Raw genomic sequence first — 14,978 nt, forward strand, 5'->3', positions numbered from 1 at the left:
AAACTATTTCTGATAGGGTGCGGGCATGGGGCGTCGTGAGGAACCGGGCAGAGACCAGAGGCGTGCCTGGATCGCGCTCGCCGCGGTCGCAGAGCTGCTGCCTCAGGTCGTCGGCACCGGCGCCACCGCAGGAGCGGGGCTGACCAGCTTCGAGTACATGCTGCTGGGTGCGCTGCGCTCCTCGGGAACTTCACTGAGGACCGGTGAGCTGGCTGCGGCCCTGGACTGCCCGGCACCCCGGGTGTCCAAGACGGTCGCCAGGCTCGAGCGGCGCAACCTCGTCCGGCGCAGCTCGGTGGATTCCGACCGCCGCGCCACCCGGGTGAGTCTCACGGACCAGGGCCGCCGGACCCACGAGGTCGCAGTGCCCGAGTACACCGATTTCGTCTTCGGATCGGTGCTGAAGGGGCTGGGCCCCGACGAGCTCGACGAGATGGCCGGACTGCTCGAGAAGGTCCTGGAGAATCTCAACGCGCTGTCCGAGGAGGCGGCCGGGCCCGTCCCGTCCGATAGCGTCTCCCCGTGAACCAGACAACTTTGAACGATGGCGCCGTACTGCGCGAGGCCCGCCCCGGAGACGAGCCCGGGATCCTGGCCTGCATCCGGGCCCTGGCGGCCTACGAGCGGGAACCCGACGCGGTGGAGAACACCGTCGGGGCGCTGACCGAGAATCTCTTCGGCGAGCGGCCGCGGGTCTTCGCCCATGTCGTGGAGCGCGACGCTCGGGTCATCGGCATCGCCGTCTGGTTCCTCACCTACTCCACCTGGACCGGTCGGCACGGCATCTGGCTGGAGGATCTCTACGTTCGCGACGAGTTCCGGGGCCGGGGCTACGGGAAGGCCATGGTCTCGCACCTGGCCGCGGTGTGCGCCGAGCGCGGCTACCCCCGCCTGGAATGGACGGTGCTGGACTGGAATGCGCCGTCGATCGCCTTCTACCGCAGCATCGGTACCGAGCCCATGGACGAGTGGACCACCCAGCGCCTCACCGGCGAGGCGCTGGCCGCCCTGGCCTGACGGCCTCAGGTCCGGGGCGCCGCGGAGGCGAGCAGCCGGCGCAGCAGCGACCGGGCCTCCTCGGGACTGACCTGTCCAGGGGTGTCGGTGAGCTGGGAGGCCAGCCCGTCGACGAAGGTGTGGAGTACCGCCGCCCACATCTCGACCTGATCATCCGGGTGGGGCTGGGTGGCGTCCTGGAGACCGCCGGCCGACGGGTATCCGTACAGCGAGGCGAGGCACCGGCGGTAGAGCGCCCGACGGTCCGACCAGATCACAGATCCTCCCTCCGGCGGGTTGCGGCGCTCCCACTCGGCCAGGGCCGACCAGAGCTCGAGCTCGCGACGGCGGGTCTGGTCCAAGGGCAGCATCTCCTCGACGACCGACGCGATCTGCTCCACCATCGTCGCCCCCGGGTGCGGACCCTGCAGCCGGGCCAGGACCCCCTCGCGCAGTCTTGAGGAGGCCGCCGCCATGACGTACTCCTGCAGCTCCTGCTGAGTGGGGAAGTAGTGCCGCAGGGCTCCCGTCGAGCAGCCGGCCGCAGAGGCCACCCCGCGCAGCGTGACTCCGTCCAGTCCCTGACGCAGCACCACCCCCAGGGCGGTCTCGGCGATCTCGGAACGGCGCTCATCATGATCCACGACTCTTGGCACGGACAGAGAATAACACGGGTGTGCTGTTTTATTTCGCACGGCCGGGTTGTGTAATTTCATACGGGCGTGCTTTTCGGGTCCTCGCAGGCATGGCGAATGGCATCCACCAGGGCGTCGACGTCTGCGGCGGCGGTCTCGAAGCCACACATGAGACGGGCGGGGGAGCCGAGCGTCCCCTCACCGTGGAAGCCGAACCGGGTGCGCAGAGGTGCCACGGCCGCGTCCGGAAGGACCGCGAAGACGGCGTTGGACTGGACCCTCTGCGCGATCCGGACCCCGGGTAGCCCGCCGAGGCCCGCGGCCAGCCGCTCGGCCATCTCATTGGCGGCCGAGGCGTTGCGCAGCCACAGGTCGCCCTCGTACATCGCGATGAGCTGGGCCGAGACGAAGCGCATCTTCGAGACGAGCTGGAGGGTGCTCTTGCGCGCCATCCGGACCGCCTGTGCGAGAGCGGCGGCGCGCGGACCGGGCGGGACGACAACCGCCTCGGCCAGCATCGCGCCGTTCTTGGTGGCTCCCAGGCTGATGATGTCGACGCCTGCGTCGGAGGTGAGTTCGCTCAGGCCGGTGCCCAGATGCGCCGCGGCCACAGCCAGCCGGGCGCCGTCCAGGTGGACCGCCATGCCGTGCTGGTGGGCGGCGCGGGTCAGCGACACCACCTCGTCGGGGGTGTACGCGGTGCCGGTCTCGGTGGCATCGGCGATCGAGACGGCGAGGGGCTGGGCGTGGTGAGGATCCCCCAGAGCACGGGCCGCCTCGTGGATCTGGTCGGGATGCAGCTTGCCGTCGGAGGCGGGCGCGGTGATGAGTTTGATGCCGGCCTGCTCCGGCGCTCCGGCCTCGTCGGTGGTGGTGTGGGAGGGCGCCGGCGTGAGCACCGCTGCCCAGCGGGGCGTCGCGGCGCGCAGGCTCAGCACATTGGCACCGGTGCCGTTGAGCACCGGGAAGGTGGCCGTTCCGGCGCCGAAGTGGTCGGCCATCACCTCCTGGAGGCGGGTCGTGTACGGGTCCTCCCCATAGGAGTCGACGGCCCCGCCGTTGGCTGCGACGATCGCCGCCAGTACCTCGGGGTGCACCCCGGAGAGGTTGTCGGAGAAGAAGGAACGGCGCCCGGGATCATGGAGAGGCATCACATGAGATATCACGCGCCCCGATCGTAGTCACCACCCCTCTGCCGTGGGCAGACAGACCGGGTCCGGCGATCCCGGTGCGTCTAGCCTCGGGTCATGACCGAGCATCAGACAGCCCCGGTGCCCCGCGCTTCCACGGGCGAACCCCTGTGGCGCGACGCCGTGGGCGGCTTCCTGCGTCGCACCCGCAACCGGCGCGGCGAGACCCTCGATGACGTCGCGACCCGGGCCGGCGTCTCCCCGCAGTACCTCTCCGAGATCGAACGCGGACGCAAGGAGCCTTCGAGCGAGGTGCTGGCCGCTGTCAACGGCGCCCTTGATCTCACTCTGCTCGATCTCACCGTCGCGGTCGCCCGCACCCTGCACCGCGAGACAGCGCACCACGACACGCTGCACCGCTCCACCACGCGGACGATGCTCGCCCTGGCCGCCTGACTCATCTCTCGTCGATCACCTGGTCCAGCAGGCCGTAGTCGCGGGCCTCGGCAGCGGTGAACACCCTGTCCCGGTCTGTGTCGGCGCGCAGCGTGGTGACGTCCTGGCCGGTGTGGCGGGCCAGGACCCGTTCGATGTCGGAGCGGATCCGCACCAGTTCGTCGGCCTGGAGGATGAGATCCGGGATCGCCCCACGGCCCTGGGCGCCCGGCTGGTGCAGCACCACCCGGGCGTGCGGCAGCGCCGATCTGGCACCCGGTGCTCCGGCGGCCAGCAGCACCGCGCCGACGTCGACCGCCTGGCCCACGCATGTGGTCGCGACCCGGGGCCTCACGAACCGCATCGTGTCGTAGATCGCCAGCATGGCGCTGGGATCCCCTCCCTCGCAGTTGATGTACAGCGAGATCTCGGACTCCGCACTCACCGACTCCAGATAGAGCATCTGGGCGACCAGGGCGTTGGCCACCCCGGCGTCCAGGGCGGTGCCGAGGTAGATGATCCGCTCGCCGAGCAGGTGGGAGTAGACGTCCATCACCCGGTCCCCGCGCGGGTTCTCGGCGATGACCTGGGGAATCGTGTAGGTGCTCATGTCATCTCCTGGTCGTGATCGGCGGCGAATCCGGCACCGGGCCGGGCGACGGGACGGATCTGGTCGAAGGTGCTGACGACCCGGTCGATGAATCCGTAGTCCACGGCCTGGGCGGCGCTGTACCAGTGGTCGTGCAGGGAGTCCTCGAAGACCCTCTCGCGAGGCTGGCCGGTGTCGGCGGCGATGAGCCCCAGCACCGTGTCGCGGGTGTGGCGCAGCTCGTCGGCCTGGAGCTCGACGTCGACCGCGGTGCCTCCGATCCCGGCCGACCCCTGGTGCATGAGGATCCGGGCGTGCGGAAGCGCCGCCCGCAGCCCCGGGGTGCCCGCCGACAGCAGGAACTGGCCGGCGCTGCAGGCCAGTCCGACCGCCAGGGTGGCGACCGGGGCCGGAATGGTGCGCATGAGGTCGCGGATGGCGAGCATCGCGGGCACCGATCCGCCGGGGGAATGGATCCACAGCGAGATCGTGGCGCCGGGGTCCTCGTCGGCCAGCCGGATCAGCTGGGTGGCCAGGAGGGTTCCGTTGTCGTCGTCGAGCTCGCCGTCCAGGATCAGGACGCGGCGCTCGAACCAGCCCTGCCGGGCCCGTTCGTCGAATGCAGGAGGTGTGGATGACTCGGTCATGACCCCACGGTGGCGCCGTCGGCCGTGCGACAACAGCCCCGCCTGCCCACGGCAGAGCTGCCGGCGGCAGAGCTGCCGGCGGCAGAGGACCGGGAGAATCCCGCGCACCCCTGTGCTGCCCGGCTGCGGCCCCTACCCTGGAGGCATGCCTCGACACAGCGGAGACGGGGCCCGGGTTCGCCTCGGTTCCCCCGACAAGGTCCTGTTCCCCGAGACGGGATTCACCAAGCGTGATCTCGCCGACTACTACCGGCGCGTCTCGCCGGTGTTCCTGGAACAACTGCGCGACCGCCCGATCAGCCGGGTGCGATATCCTGACGGGATCGAGGGGCAGCGGATCTTCCAGCGCAACATCTCACGGGGCATGCCGGGATGGATCCGCCGGTTCGAGGTCTCGGCCAGTCCCGGGGCGATGGGCACTCCGCAGGACAGGGCGAGGACGGTGACCTATCCGGTCGTCGACGACGCCGACGGTCTGGCCTGGATGGCCGGTCAGGCCACTGTCGAGTTCCACACCCCGCAGTGGAGGCTCGGCCCTCGCGGCGGGGTGCGCCGCCCCGACCGCCTGGTGATCGATCTGGATCCGGGGGAGGGCACCGGTCTGGAGGAGTGCGCCCGGGTGGCATTGATGATCCGCGACCGGCTCGAGCACGACGGGCTGCACCCGAGGCCTGTGACCAGCGGAGGGAAGGGCCTGCACCTCTACGCCCGGTTGACCGCGCAGGCCCCGATACCGACCACCGCGCGCGCCGTCCACGGCTATGCCCGCCGGCTGGCCGAGGGCCTCGCCGCCGAGCATCCCGGCACCGTGATCGCCCACGCCTCCAAGCAGGATCGCGTCGGACGGGTGTTCATCGACTGGAGCCAGAACCATCCGGCGAAGACCACCGTGACCCCTTACAGCCTGCGCGCCAAGGGCGGATCCCCGAGCGCCGCCGCGCCCCGCGACTGGGACGAGATCGGCCCGGGCCTGGCCCAGCTGGGCCCGGCCGACGTCCTGGACAGACTGGACTGATATGGGCATCGCACGGACCGTCTCCACGACGCGCCGTATCGTCGGCATCCCTGTCATGGAGGTGGCCCCGGCCGGGAGAGACCCCCGCGGGCCGGTGCTCTGGATCCCGCCGCTGGGCGGGGACAAGGAGCGCTACACCGACCAGCTGAACGGGCTGGCACAGCGGGGATTCCTGGCCGTCGGCATCGACCCCCGGCGCCACGGCGAGCGCGCGGACCTTCCGCCCGACCGGTTGTTCGAGCTGGTGATGAACCGGTTCCGGGCCACCATGTGGCCGATCCTCGGCGGCACCGTCCTGGACGCCATGGCGGTGATCGACGAGGAGCTCTCCGCCCACCGGATCGACGGCCCCGTTCTGGCCGGAGGGGTCTCGATGGGCGGGGACATCGCCATCGCCCTGGCCGGCATCGATCCCAGGGTGACTCGGGTGGCCGCCATCGCCTCGACGCCTGACTGGACCCGGCCCGGCATGACGCTCATCGGCCGACCCGGCCAGGTCATCGATCAGGGGGAGGCGACGTCGGGTGGGCGGTGGCTGCGCGATCACCTCGACCCCCTCGCGCACCCGGACCGGTTTCGGCGCGAACTGGCGATCCGCCTGGACGTCGGGGCCGCCGACACTCACGTGCCCGCCGAGGCCGCGCACCGTTTCGCCGCGCTGCTGGCCGACGGTCCGCCGGCTCCTCAGATCGCCGTCGTGGATCACCCGGGGCTGGATCATCCGGACCTGTGCCGGGATCCTCAGGTCCTGGGCGGTGCGCTGTCCTGGCTGACCGGTCCCTCATGATCGGGGCGGACGGCCGCCACCAGTGAGTAGATGAGCCGGTTGATCGGGGCGTCGATCCCGTGACGTTCCGCGGCCCGCAGCACCGCGCCGGTCAGCGCGTCGTACTCCAGGGGCCGGCCCGCCCAGCAGTCCTGGAGCATCGAGGTCGGCGCCCCGTCGGGGACCTTCCGCAGGGCTTTCAGATCCGCGAGGGCGTCCTCGTCGGTGAGCCGGGCTCCCTCGGCCCGGGCCACGGCCACCGCCTCGATCATGATCTGCAAGGCCACCTGCCCGACCCCCTCATCGCGCAGCACCGCGGTGCGCCGGCGGGTGAGCGCCGTCAGTGGATTGGCGGTGATGTTCATCAGCAGTTTGTTCCACAGTGTCGTGGTGAAGTCGGCGTCCAGCTCCACATGCATCCCGCCGGCCTCGATGCGTGCCGCCAGGATCCGGCTTCCCGGATCGTCGGGAACGGCGAGATCCCCGTGGACCACTCTGCGCACGGTGACCCGCCCGGGCTCCGAACGCTCCGCATTGAGGTAGACCACGGTCGGCACCACGTGGGCACCGGCGAGGTAGGGGGCCACCCGTTCGCGCTGCTCGACGCCGTTCTGGGCCACCAGGACGTCGACGCCGGGACCGTCGACCGCCCTCAGCCAGTCCCCGACAGCGTCGGTCTGGTGGGCCTTGACAGCCAGGACGACGGTGTCGTACCCGGCGACGTCATCCGGATTCACGGTGTGACGGACCGGCCAGGAGCTCGTCGCACCCCGGTCGGTGACCACCATCTGGTCGAACGGCCTGCCTCCGCAGACCGTGATCGGGTGGCCCGCCCGGGCCAGCGCCGATGCGATCGACAGGCCGATAGCCCCGGCCCCGATCACCGCAACGGGTCCTCTGGACGCCTCCTGCTGCATTCCGACTCCCTTCCCGGCCGGGCTGCGCCCGGCATCCGCTGTGAGGCTACTGCCGTCGCGGCATCGGGCGCACAGCTGGAGAGATGTATCAAGGATTCTTGACACTGGTGGTGATGTCGAGAATGAGCTACATACTGCTCGGCCTATCGCGCCCGCCAGTACCCCTCGACGCGCCGGCCCGACCTGGTGTGGGGGTGAACCCAGATCCGGCCCGGATCGGGTGGGGGCACCTGATATCTGCTGGTATCGAGCTGGTGGAGGGCGCTGTCGGTGAGTTCGCGCAGGCGGGGGAGTATCCGGTCGCGCAGCTCATCGGCGGCCACTGCCCCCGGCAGCTCATCCAGGGCCGCCTCGAAGGCGCCGGGGAGCCGGCCGGCCATCGTCCGGTAGCGGTCGAGGACCCGGGCGGCGTCGATGCCGAGATCCCGTTCGGCCATCGTGATGAGGTGGCGGGGGAGCACCCGGGGCCGGTGGCGCTGGCCGCCGACCGTCATCGCGACCGACAGGTCCAGGCCGGAGTGCTCATAGGGCAGGGCGGTGGCCATGTCGTAGAGGGGCGCGAGTCTGGCCGCGGTCTCGGTGAGCAGCAGGGCGTAGTTCTTCGCATGGGCGTCGGGGGACTCGGTGAGGAGGGCGAACATCAGGGCGTCGGCGAAGCGGTACAGGTCGGTCTGCGGATCCGAGGACACCGACCGGAGGACGCCGGCGACGTCGGCCGCGCCGGGGCCGCCGTCGGTCTCGTACTTGGGCCCCCGGCCCAGGGCCTGGCACATGTCGACCTGGTGGATCCGGTGCACCGGATCGGTGCCGCGGCGGTCGAAGCGGGTGATGACCAGTGCCGGCTCGCCGTCGAACTCGCACCAACGGGTGCCGGCGGTGGTCATGCCCAGCAGCCGGGCGGCGCGCATCGTGACGTGCTCGACGAGGCCCTGGTGGTGGAGCCGGAAGATGCCGGGCTTGAGGATGTGGGTGCTGGCGGCCGATCCGACGGGCCGGTGCCACCGGCCGTCCAGCTCGGCCAGGGTGAACTTGGCCTGGGCCCCGGCCAGGCTCCACCGCTCGTCGGGCAGCGTCCAGCCGGCCTGATCGGTGCGCAGTTCCCGCAGCCGACGGCCGATCTTCGCGTCGGAGACCGGTTCGTACCGGGCGTCGCGACGGTCGGTGGCCCCGGCGGGCAGGAACTGCAGCGCCCCGGCGGTCTCCTCGCCCATCACCGCCAGCAGGTCGAAGGTGTCCGGCGGAACCTGGAAGTGGCGGGCCCAGAGCTGCCGGGTGTCGGGGTTGTCTGGAAGCAGGTGGTCCAGGAAGGCCGCCGCCCGGCGGCGGGACTGGACGCCGGTGGTCGTGGCGAAGACCGGGGACAGCGGGATGTGGGGACCGTCGAGGTAGGACTCCCGGTAGGCCAGGACCGGTCCCCTCGCGTCCCCGCGGTGCAGGTCGGCGGCCGGGCGGCCCGCGAGCCACACCACGAGATGGTCGTCGGGGGAGCTCACGAATCGTCCTCGCCGAGGATCTCGGCCAGCATCCCGGCATCGGCGGACGGCCTGGGGCTCAGTACGATGCCGAGTTCCAGAGCGCGCAGCACCTTGTCGACGAGGGCTCCCGAGGGGTTGGCGGTGCCGTTCTCCATCGCGTTGACGCTGGCCCGGGAGACTCCGGCCCGCCGGGCGAGGTCGTTCTGGGTGAGTCCGGCACGGGTGCGGTAGTCGCGCACGGCGGGGCCGAGATCGGTCCAGGCGGTGAGGTAGCGGTCCATGGGGGATCTCCCTTCCTGGTGTCGATGATCCTCGACACCAGGGGAGAAGTCAAGAATGATCTACAGCACTGCGGATGGGGCCGAGCGGTGCGAACCCCGGGACGGCGAGCCGAAACGCTGCTGCGAATGTCCCGGCCCCGTCCGGTGCGCCTTGCGACCAGGCATTCCCGGCCCCGACGAGCCTCTCTCACAAGGGAAAATAACAGGCCCAGGCACCCCATCCTCAGTGCTCCCACGTACACACAGAACAACCCCGAAACCCGGCAACAACGGCAGAGATTTCGGGGCCTGTTATTATGGTTTCGTGAATGGTTCAGAGTCCCGCGTCCTGTCCGTCCTGCCGGACCTGCTGGCAGGGGAGTCGCGCATGTCCGAGGCCACCCGCAGGCAGCGCGAATGGGCCGTCATGGGAGCCCTGGAATTCCTGGCCGGCAGCTCGACGATGCGTGCCATGGCCAGGATCAGCGTCGCCGACCTGATGGATCCCGACGCCGTCGACGCCTATGTCCGCGCCTCCCAGTCCGGCACCCTGCGCGTCCGCCGCCCCACGGGAAAGGCCTCGGAGTCGCCCCGCAGCACCGCCGCCAGGGTCTCGGCACTGCGCTGGCTGGCACGGGCCACCGGCACCCGCCAGCCTCCGCCCTTCGCCGACTGGACGCCCCTGGCACCCATCCCCGACGACGCCCCCGCGGCGCTGCGCACCGCCTGCCAGGCCCTCACCACGATGAACAACTTCTACGCCACCCGCACCGCCGCCACCATCGCCGTGCTCTACGCCACCGGTGCCTCCGGCTACGGCCTGTGCACCCTGCGCACCGAGCAGATCGTCTCCGAGCACGGGCGCCGGCTCATCCGGATGCCCGCCCAGGACCCCGCCCCTCACCGCTGGGAACCCGGCGACGACACCGCCCTGGCACCGGTACCGGCCTGGGGCACCGCCGCACTCGACGACTGGCTGGTGCTGCGCGCCGGGACCGTGGCCTGCCTGCAGGGATCAGACCCCCGCACCCTGCTGGTCTCCGGACGCGCCAACGCCGGCCCGAGGCCCCCGGGCATGCCCCTGCAGCCCCGCGGCCTGGGACGCTCCTGGGCCAGATCCCGCTACGTCGCCGAGACCGCGGTACCGGGCCTGGCGATGCCCTTCACCCTCGAGGCCGCATGCCGGGCCGTCCGGGCCCTCGTCCTCACCCCTGAGCCTCCGCTGCCGGCGTCTCGGTCCTCAGCAGCTCAGCCAGCAGCCGTACCCGCCTGAGCTGCTCCTCCAGTTCCGCGTTGCGCCGCGACAGCTCCTCGACGCGCTCCTGGAGCTCCTGGAGCCTGACCGTCATCTGAGTGGGGGAAAGGGCGCCGGCCACCGGGGCCCCACCCGCCACGACCTGCGCGGGCACCCCTGGTATGTCTGCCGGGCTCACGGGGACCCTGCCGGAACGACGACGTCCCGACGTCTCCCGCTCCCTCCTGTAGCGCTCCAGGTCGCCGGCCTCGACCAGCCAGCCCCGACCCTCGCGCGTACCGGCCACCGTGCCGTCCCGCAGCAGGGTGCGCACCCGTTGGGCGGAGACCCCCAGCAGCCGCGCCGCCTCCTCGGTGCTCACGAACTCACCCGTCACATCCATACCGAAACTTTCCCACTGTTGGCGCGAAACGTCAAGTTTCCGAACGTTCGGACCTATGGGAAACACTATTCGAAACTAACGCGAAACCGTACGAAATCCTGTTTCCGGGCGAGCTAGGCTCCTCCGCATGGCGCATGCACGCATATCATCGGCCCGAATACGGCACCGCGCGTAGACGTAGTAGCGGCGGTGCCGCGTCCGGAGCAGCAGGGGAGGGAGCCCGGATCCCATGAGGAGCGCGAAATGCGAAACTCAAAAACGAAACATAACGATGGGACAGAGACGAAACCTAGAAGGGAAACATCGATGGCGCTGGAGACCCTCGTCCTGCTGAGACGGGCCCGCGACCACATGGACCACCACTATGCCGAGCCCCTGGACGTCGCCACCCTGGCCCGGCAGGCCCTGATGTCGGAGGCGCACTACTCCCGACAGTTCCGGGCGGTCTACGGCGAGACCCCGCACGCATATCTCATGACCCGTCGGATCGAACGGGCGATGTCCCTGCTGCGCGCCGGGCGAGTGTCACCGACGCGTGCATGGCCGTGGGCTGCGCCTCGCTGGGCTCCTTCAGCGCCTCCTTCACGCGTCTGGTGGGCCAGACCCCCAGCTCATACCGCGGGCGCCGCCACGACGCGGTCGAGGCGCTGCCGCCCTGCATCGCCCAGATCCTGGGACGCCCGATGCCGCTGCACTGACGAGGCGGCCCCCAAACGGTTCTGGACACTCCGACAGGGCGCGCCGGGCCGGGGCGGAGGTGGTCCAGGAACCGGCCGACCAGCCCCGGGGCCCCCGGGACTGCGCCTTCAGGGATCCGGCCGGGAACCTGGTGGGGATCCAGGCGCTCTGACACCGGCCTCACGGGCGCCCGGCCGGCACCGCCACCACCGACTGGGCCAGGGCGAGGGCCGCCATCACGGCCAGCGGGACTGTCCATCCACCCGTCTCCCCGGCCAGTCGGCCGATCAGCACGGGCCCGAGGGCGGCCATCAGGTAGCCCGCCGACTGGGCCGCCCCCGACAGCCGCGCGGTCTCGGCCGTGCTGCGCCCGCGCATACCGATCAACGACAGTGCGACGACCAGGGACGCGCCGCTGCCCAGGCCCGCGACCGCGACCCACACCACTGCCGCCCCGGGTGCCGTCAGAAGCCCTAGGAGACCGATGAACAGGGGCAGGCTGGCGGCCAGCGCCGCCCCGACCTGGGAGGACGGGTTCCTCATGAGACTGGGGATCGCCAGCCCCGAGGCGATCCCCACGCACTGGAACACGAAGAGGTGCATCCCCGCCGCGGCCGGCGTCTGCCCCGAGGCAGCCTCAATGGTCGGCAGCCAGGTGACGGTGGTGTAGAAGGAGGTCGACTGAAGCCCCATGAATGCCGTCACCAGCCAGGTCTGGCGGCGTCTCCACAATGATCCGACCACCGCCGGCGCGTCGCCCGCAGTCCCGTCGCCCGCCTCGCGGCTCCTGTCGACCGGCGCACCGGAACACCGCGAGATCCACACCACTGCGACGGCCCCGGCCGGCAGGGCCCAGATCCCCAGCGCGGCACGCCACCCGAGCGCGTCGGCCAGGGGCACCGCCGCCGCAGAGGCGAGGGCTGCGGCCAGGGTGATACAGGCCGAGTAGACGCCGGTGGCCGCCGACACGCGGCCGGAATAGTCGCGGCGCACGAGGACCGGCACCAGGACGTTGCCGATCGCTATCGCAGAGCCCACCACGACCGTCCCGGCCCACAGCCCGGGGGTGCCCGTGGCCGATCGCACCACGATCCCGGCCGCCAGCAGCACCAGCGCGATCAGCACGGTACGATCGGCGCCCAGCCGCGCGGCGATCCGATGGACGAGCGGGGAGACGGCGGCGAAGGCCAGCAGGGGAAGCGAACCGATGAGTCCCTGAGCACCCTCGCCGAGCCGCAGTTCTGCGCCGATGCGCGGCAGCACCGGGCCGACCGCCGTGAGGGCCGGCCGCAGATTGAGCGCCACCAGGAAGACCAGCGCCGCCGTCACCGGCCCCCGGGACAGGCTGGGGAGGCGACGTCGGACACGGGAGGGCATACGGGTCTTCGGCACGGCTCCCACGACTACCACAAGGTGATTCGAGGGCCGGACCCCCGGGGCCGCCCGGTGGCTGATCTCGGCGGTCTGCCTGGTCCTGGCCGCCCGTCTGGTCGTCGGGATGATCGCCGAACTGCGACGCGGCAGCTACGAGGTCGACCTGCTGGCCATCGTCGCCATCGCCTGGATCCTCTCCGGCGACCCCGGTCGGTTCGCGGAGGTCCTGGTGGTGACGACCCCCTGCCCCCTCATCATCGCCGCCTCGGTGGCCTTCATGGCGTGCATGAACCGGGCCGCGAAGGTCGGCATCATCGTGCGCGACTCCGATTCGCTGGAACGGCTCGGGCAGCTGGGGATCGGCCGCATCATGATGCTGACCGGGGACGGACGGGCCACTGCCGAGCAGGTCGGCTCGCGGCTCGGCATCGCGATGGGCGCCAAGGGTTCGGCGGTCGCCGTCGAGTCCGCCGACGTCATCATGGAGGACAACCTGCTGCGGGAGAGCACGGCCGTCATGATCGTCGGCACCACGGGGGCGATGCCCGCGGTGATCGGCGCCGGGCAGGCGGCGGTAGTGTCGGCCCCCGGGCGCACCGGAAGGTCGGCGCGTCGGCGGGGGACTGAGGGCCGGGACCGTCCCGGCCGCAGGAGACGAGGAGCGTACGGCACCGTGACCGCACAACCGCAGCAGACCGCGACATGCCAGGATCTCGCGTCCCCGGAGGCCGCAGACCTGCGGCTGGTGGTGACCGACATGGACGGCACCCTGCTGGACGGGCGGGGCGCGATCCCGGAGACCCTGTGGCCTCTGCTGGAGCGGATGGAGCGCCGCGGAATCCTCTTCGCCCCGGCCAGCGGACGCCAGTACGCCACCCTCGCACAGATGTTCGGCGCCCGACCCGGCATGCCGTTCATCGCCGAGAACGGGACCTTCGTGGTGCGCGACGGCGAGGCCCTCAGCGCCTCGGTGATCGACCCCGGCTACGTCGCCCGAACGGTGGCGCTGCTCCGCGGTCTGGCCCGGGCCGGGCGCGACATCGGCACCGTGCTGTGCGGCACCCGGACCGCCTACATCGAGCGGCCCGACGAGCCCTTCCGCGAGATCGTCGCGCCGTACTACCGCAGCAACGAGGTGGTCGACGACCTCCTGGGGGTCGACGAGGACATCATCAAGATCGCGGTCTACGACTTCGACCAGGCCGAGGCCGGAACCTACCCCGCCCTGGTCGCGGCGGCCGAGGGCCACAGGATCGTCCTCTCCACCGCCCACTGGCTCGACGTCAGCAATGCCGACGCCACCAAGGGCCGGGCCCTGGCTGCCATCCAGCACGAGCTGGGCATCGGGGCCTGCCAGACGGCGGTCTTCGGCGACTACCTCAACGACCTGGACATGTTCGACCACGCCGGCCTGTCCTTCGCGATGGCCAACGCCCACCCCGACCTCATTGCGCGCGCCCGCTTCCTCGCCCCCGCCAACACCGAGCACGGCGTCATCACCACCGTCACCCGGCTGCTCGACACCAACGGCACCGGCGACGAGGATGGATCCTGACCGCGCATCCACATCACCAGAAGGATCCGATATGTCACGTACCACCCTCACCTCCCACTCCGGCCTCGTGCTGCCCGCCATCGGGTTCGGCACCTACAAGCTCAACGGCTCGGCCGGCGTCCAGGCCCTCCACGCCGCCATCGACAACGGCTACACGCTGCTCGACTCGGCCTTCAACTACGAGAACGAGGGCACCGTGGGGCACGCGGTGCGCACCAGCGGCCACGATCGCGGGGACATCATCGTCACCTCGAAGCTGCCCGGACGCCACCACCGCCACGACGAGGCCCTGCGTACCGTCGAGGAGAGCGTCTACCGCACCGGGCTGGATGCCATCGACCTCTACCTCATCCACTGGCCCAACCCGAAGGTCGGCCTCTACGTCGAGGCCTGGCAGGCCCTCATCGAGGCCCGGGAGCGCGGTCTGCTCACGGCGATCGGGGTGTGCAACTTCCTGCCCGAGCACCTGGAGAGACTGGAGGCCGAGACCGGTGTGCTGCCCGACGTCAACCAGATCGAGCTGCACCCGTATTTCCCGCAGGCCGAGGCCCTGACCTACGACGCCGAGCACGGCATCATCACCGAGGCGTGGAGCCCCCTCGGGCGGGGCAATGACGTGTTGTCACAGCCTGTGATCGCCGAGATCGCGGCCGCCCACGACGCCACCGCGGCGCAGGTGGTGCTGGCCTGGCACATGGGCCGAGGGGCCCTGCCGCTGCCGAAGGCGGCGACCCCGTCCCGGCAGGTCGAGAATCTGGCGGCGACCGAGCTGGTGCTGACGAGCGCGGAGATCGACGCCGTCACCGCCCTGGGCCGCCCCGACGGACGTCTGGCGGATCAGGATCCGGCGGTCTACGAGGAGTTCTGAG

19 protein-coding genes are annotated in these 14,978 nt (G+C 71.0%); 10 read left to right on the top strand and 9 right to left on the bottom strand.

The genetic code is table 11. From position 1 onward, the window contains the following. Positions 1-25 precede the first annotated feature (25 nt). Both JS278_RS08510 and JS278_RS08515 read left to right on the top strand, forming a co-directional pair. The gene (locus JS278_RS08510; protein WP_114044802.1) at positions 26-526 is read left to right on the top strand and encodes a MarR family winged helix-turn-helix transcriptional regulator; all 501 of its coding nucleotides are present in this window, start codon (positions 26-28) and stop codon (positions 524-526) included. Continuing rightward, the gene (locus JS278_RS08515; protein ID WP_114044803.1) at positions 523-1,017 is read left to right on the top strand and encodes a GNAT family N-acetyltransferase; all 495 of its coding nucleotides are present in this window, start codon (positions 523-525) and stop codon (positions 1,015-1,017) included. The genes JS278_RS08510 and JS278_RS08515 overlap by 4 nt, the downstream gene beginning before the upstream one ends. 5 nt (positions 1,018-1,022) lie before the next feature. Here the strand turns inward: JS278_RS08515 and JS278_RS08520 are convergent, their stop codons facing one another. Beyond that, positions 1,023-1,652, bottom strand: coding sequence for a TetR/AcrR family transcriptional regulator (locus JS278_RS08520; RefSeq protein ID WP_181833682.1), 630 nt, complete (start codon positions 1,650-1,652; stop codon positions 1,023-1,025). Between the two features lie 56 nt (positions 1,653-1,708). Then, complete coding sequence (locus tag JS278_RS08525) at positions 1,709-2,797, bottom strand: threonine aldolase family protein (RefSeq protein ID WP_245935065.1); 1,089 nt, start codon at positions 2,795-2,797, stop codon at positions 1,709-1,711. An 81-nt stretch (positions 2,798-2,878) separates the two neighbouring features. On the opposite strand from JS278_RS08525, the gene JS278_RS08530 reads away from it, so the two are divergent. Then, positions 2,879-3,217, top strand: coding sequence for a helix-turn-helix domain-containing protein (locus JS278_RS08530; RefSeq protein WP_114044806.1), 339 nt, complete (start codon positions 2,879-2,881; stop codon positions 3,215-3,217). Between the two features lies 1 nt (position 3,218). Here the strand turns inward: JS278_RS08530 and JS278_RS08535 are convergent, their stop codons facing one another. Continuing rightward, positions 3,219-3,806: a ClpP family protease gene (locus JS278_RS08535; RefSeq protein WP_114044807.1), complete on the bottom strand. Its 588-nt coding sequence runs from the start codon at positions 3,804-3,806 to the stop codon at positions 3,219-3,221. Then, entirely contained in the window at positions 3,803-4,432 is a 630-nt protein-coding gene (locus JS278_RS08540) for a ClpP family protease (protein WP_114044808.1), read from the bottom strand. The genes JS278_RS08535 and JS278_RS08540 overlap by 4 nt, the downstream gene beginning before the upstream one ends. A 145-nt stretch (positions 4,433-4,577) precedes the next feature. Between JS278_RS08540 and ligD the strand changes: the two genes are divergently transcribed. Next, entirely contained in the window at positions 4,578-5,447 is an 870-nt protein-coding gene (gene ligD, locus JS278_RS08545; protein WP_114044809.1) for a non-homologous end-joining DNA ligase, read from the top strand. 1 nt (position 5,448) lies between these two features. Next, a complete protein-coding gene (locus JS278_RS08550; protein ID WP_114044810.1) occupies positions 5,449-6,234 on the top strand; it encodes an alpha/beta hydrolase family protein in 786 nt (261 codons plus the stop codon). Here JS278_RS08550 and JS278_RS08555 read toward each other — a convergent pair. The 3 genes from JS278_RS08555 to JS278_RS08565 all read right to left on the bottom strand — a co-directional run bounded on the left by JS278_RS08555 (position 6,189) and on the right by JS278_RS08565 (position 8,886). After that, on the bottom strand, positions 6,189-7,130 hold the full coding sequence (locus JS278_RS08555; RefSeq protein WP_114044811.1) for a 2-dehydropantoate 2-reductase: 942 nt from the start codon (positions 7,128-7,130) through the stop codon (positions 6,189-6,191). The genes JS278_RS08550 and JS278_RS08555 overlap by 46 nt on opposite strands. 143 nt (positions 7,131-7,273) lie before the next feature. Further along, positions 7,274-8,623: a type II toxin-antitoxin system HipA family toxin gene (locus tag JS278_RS08560; RefSeq protein WP_114044812.1), complete on the bottom strand. Its 1,350-nt coding sequence runs from the start codon at positions 8,621-8,623 to the stop codon at positions 7,274-7,276. Continuing rightward, entirely contained in the window at positions 8,620-8,886 is a 267-nt protein-coding gene (locus JS278_RS08565; protein ID WP_114044813.1) for a helix-turn-helix transcriptional regulator, read from the bottom strand. The genes JS278_RS08560 and JS278_RS08565 overlap by 4 nt, the downstream gene beginning before the upstream one ends. Positions 8,887-9,190: 304 nt before the next feature. Here JS278_RS08565 and JS278_RS08570 point away from each other — a divergent pair, with 304 nt between their 5' ends. Continuing rightward, on the top strand, positions 9,191-10,138 hold the full coding sequence (locus tag JS278_RS08570) for a hypothetical protein (protein ID WP_147243175.1): 948 nt from the start codon (positions 9,191-9,193) through the stop codon (positions 10,136-10,138). Here the strand turns inward: JS278_RS08570 and JS278_RS08575 are convergent. After that, positions 10,071-10,502 (bottom strand): helix-turn-helix domain-containing protein, encoded by a 432-nt coding sequence (locus tag JS278_RS08575; RefSeq protein WP_114044815.1) that lies wholly within the window; start codon positions 10,500-10,502, stop codon positions 10,071-10,073. The genes JS278_RS08570 and JS278_RS08575 overlap by 68 nt on opposite strands. A 539-nt stretch (positions 10,503-11,041) precedes the next feature. Between JS278_RS08575 and JS278_RS16665 the strand changes: the two genes are divergently transcribed. Beyond that, entirely contained in the window at positions 11,042-11,200 is a 159-nt protein-coding gene (locus tag JS278_RS16665) for a helix-turn-helix transcriptional regulator (RefSeq protein ID WP_342767019.1), read from the top strand. Between the two features lie 59 nt (positions 11,201-11,259). Further along, positions 11,260-11,352, top strand: coding sequence for a hypothetical protein (locus tag JS278_RS16390; RefSeq protein ID WP_342767020.1), 93 nt, complete (start codon positions 11,260-11,262; stop codon positions 11,350-11,352). Between the two features lie 8 nt (positions 11,353-11,360). On the opposite strand, the gene JS278_RS08590 is transcribed toward JS278_RS16390, so the two are convergent. Next, entirely contained in the window at positions 11,361-12,557 is a 1,197-nt protein-coding gene (locus JS278_RS08590; RefSeq protein ID WP_220149949.1) for an MFS transporter, read from the bottom strand. Positions 12,558-13,311: 754 nt separating this feature from the next. On the opposite strand from JS278_RS08590, the gene JS278_RS16010 reads away from it, so the two are divergent. Together JS278_RS16010 and JS278_RS08600 are read left to right on the top strand one after the other, a co-directional pair. Continuing rightward, positions 13,312-14,109, top strand: coding sequence for an HAD-IIB family hydrolase (locus JS278_RS16010; RefSeq protein WP_181833894.1), 798 nt, complete (start codon positions 13,312-13,314; stop codon positions 14,107-14,109). Between the two features lie 31 nt (positions 14,110-14,140). Further along, positions 14,141-14,977, top strand: a complete 837-nt coding sequence (locus tag JS278_RS08600; protein WP_114044818.1) for an aldo/keto reductase — start codon at positions 14,141-14,143, stop codon at positions 14,975-14,977. The last annotated feature ends 1 nt before the right edge of the window (position 14,978 follow it).

The sequence above is a fragment of the Acidipropionibacterium virtanenii genome (assembly GCF_003325455.1).
GTDB classification, from domain to species: domain Bacteria; phylum Actinomycetota; class Actinomycetes; order Propionibacteriales; family Propionibacteriaceae; genus Acidipropionibacterium; species Acidipropionibacterium virtanenii.

Excerpts from the sequence above, each read along its gene's own strand:
- JS278_RS08510 (WP_114044802.1), top strand. The coding sequence starts at position 26 with ATGGGGCGTCGTGAGGAACCGGGCAGAGACCAGAGGCGTGCCTGGATC.
- JS278_RS08530 (WP_114044806.1), top strand. The coding sequence starts at position 2,879 with ATGACCGAGCATCAGACAGCCCCGGTGCCCCGCGCTTCCACGGGCGAA.
- JS278_RS08535 (WP_114044807.1), bottom strand. The coding sequence starts at position 3,806 with ATGAGCACCTACACGATTCCCCAGGTCATCGCCGAGAACCCGCGCGGG.
- JS278_RS08540 (WP_114044808.1), bottom strand. The coding sequence starts at position 4,432 with ATGACCGAGTCATCCACACCTCCTGCATTCGACGAACGGGCCCGGCAG.
- ligD (WP_114044809.1), top strand. The coding sequence starts at position 4,578 with ATGCCTCGACACAGCGGAGACGGGGCCCGGGTTCGCCTCGGTTCCCCC.
- JS278_RS08550 (WP_114044810.1), top strand. The coding sequence starts at position 5,449 with ATGGGCATCGCACGGACCGTCTCCACGACGCGCCGTATCGTCGGCATC.
- JS278_RS08555 (WP_114044811.1), bottom strand. The coding sequence starts at position 7,130 with ATGCAGCAGGAGGCGTCCAGAGGACCCGTTGCGGTGATCGGGGCCGGG.
- JS278_RS08565 (WP_114044813.1), bottom strand. The coding sequence starts at position 8,886 with ATGGACCGCTACCTCACCGCCTGGACCGATCTCGGCCCCGCCGTGCGC.
- JS278_RS08575 (WP_114044815.1), bottom strand. The coding sequence starts at position 10,502 with ATGGATGTGACGGGTGAGTTCGTGAGCACCGAGGAGGCGGCGCGGCTG.
- JS278_RS16665 (WP_342767019.1), top strand. The coding sequence starts at position 11,042 with ATGGCCGTGGGCTGCGCCTCGCTGGGCTCCTTCAGCGCCTCCTTCACG.
- JS278_RS08590 (WP_220149949.1), bottom strand. The coding sequence starts at position 12,557 with ATGCCCTCCCGTGTCCGACGTCGCCTCCCCAGCCTGTCCCGGGGGCCG.
- JS278_RS16010 (WP_181833894.1), top strand. The coding sequence starts at position 13,312 with ATGGACGGCACCCTGCTGGACGGGCGGGGCGCGATCCCGGAGACCCTG.
- JS278_RS08600 (WP_114044818.1), top strand. The coding sequence starts at position 14,141 with ATGTCACGTACCACCCTCACCTCCCACTCCGGCCTCGTGCTGCCCGCC.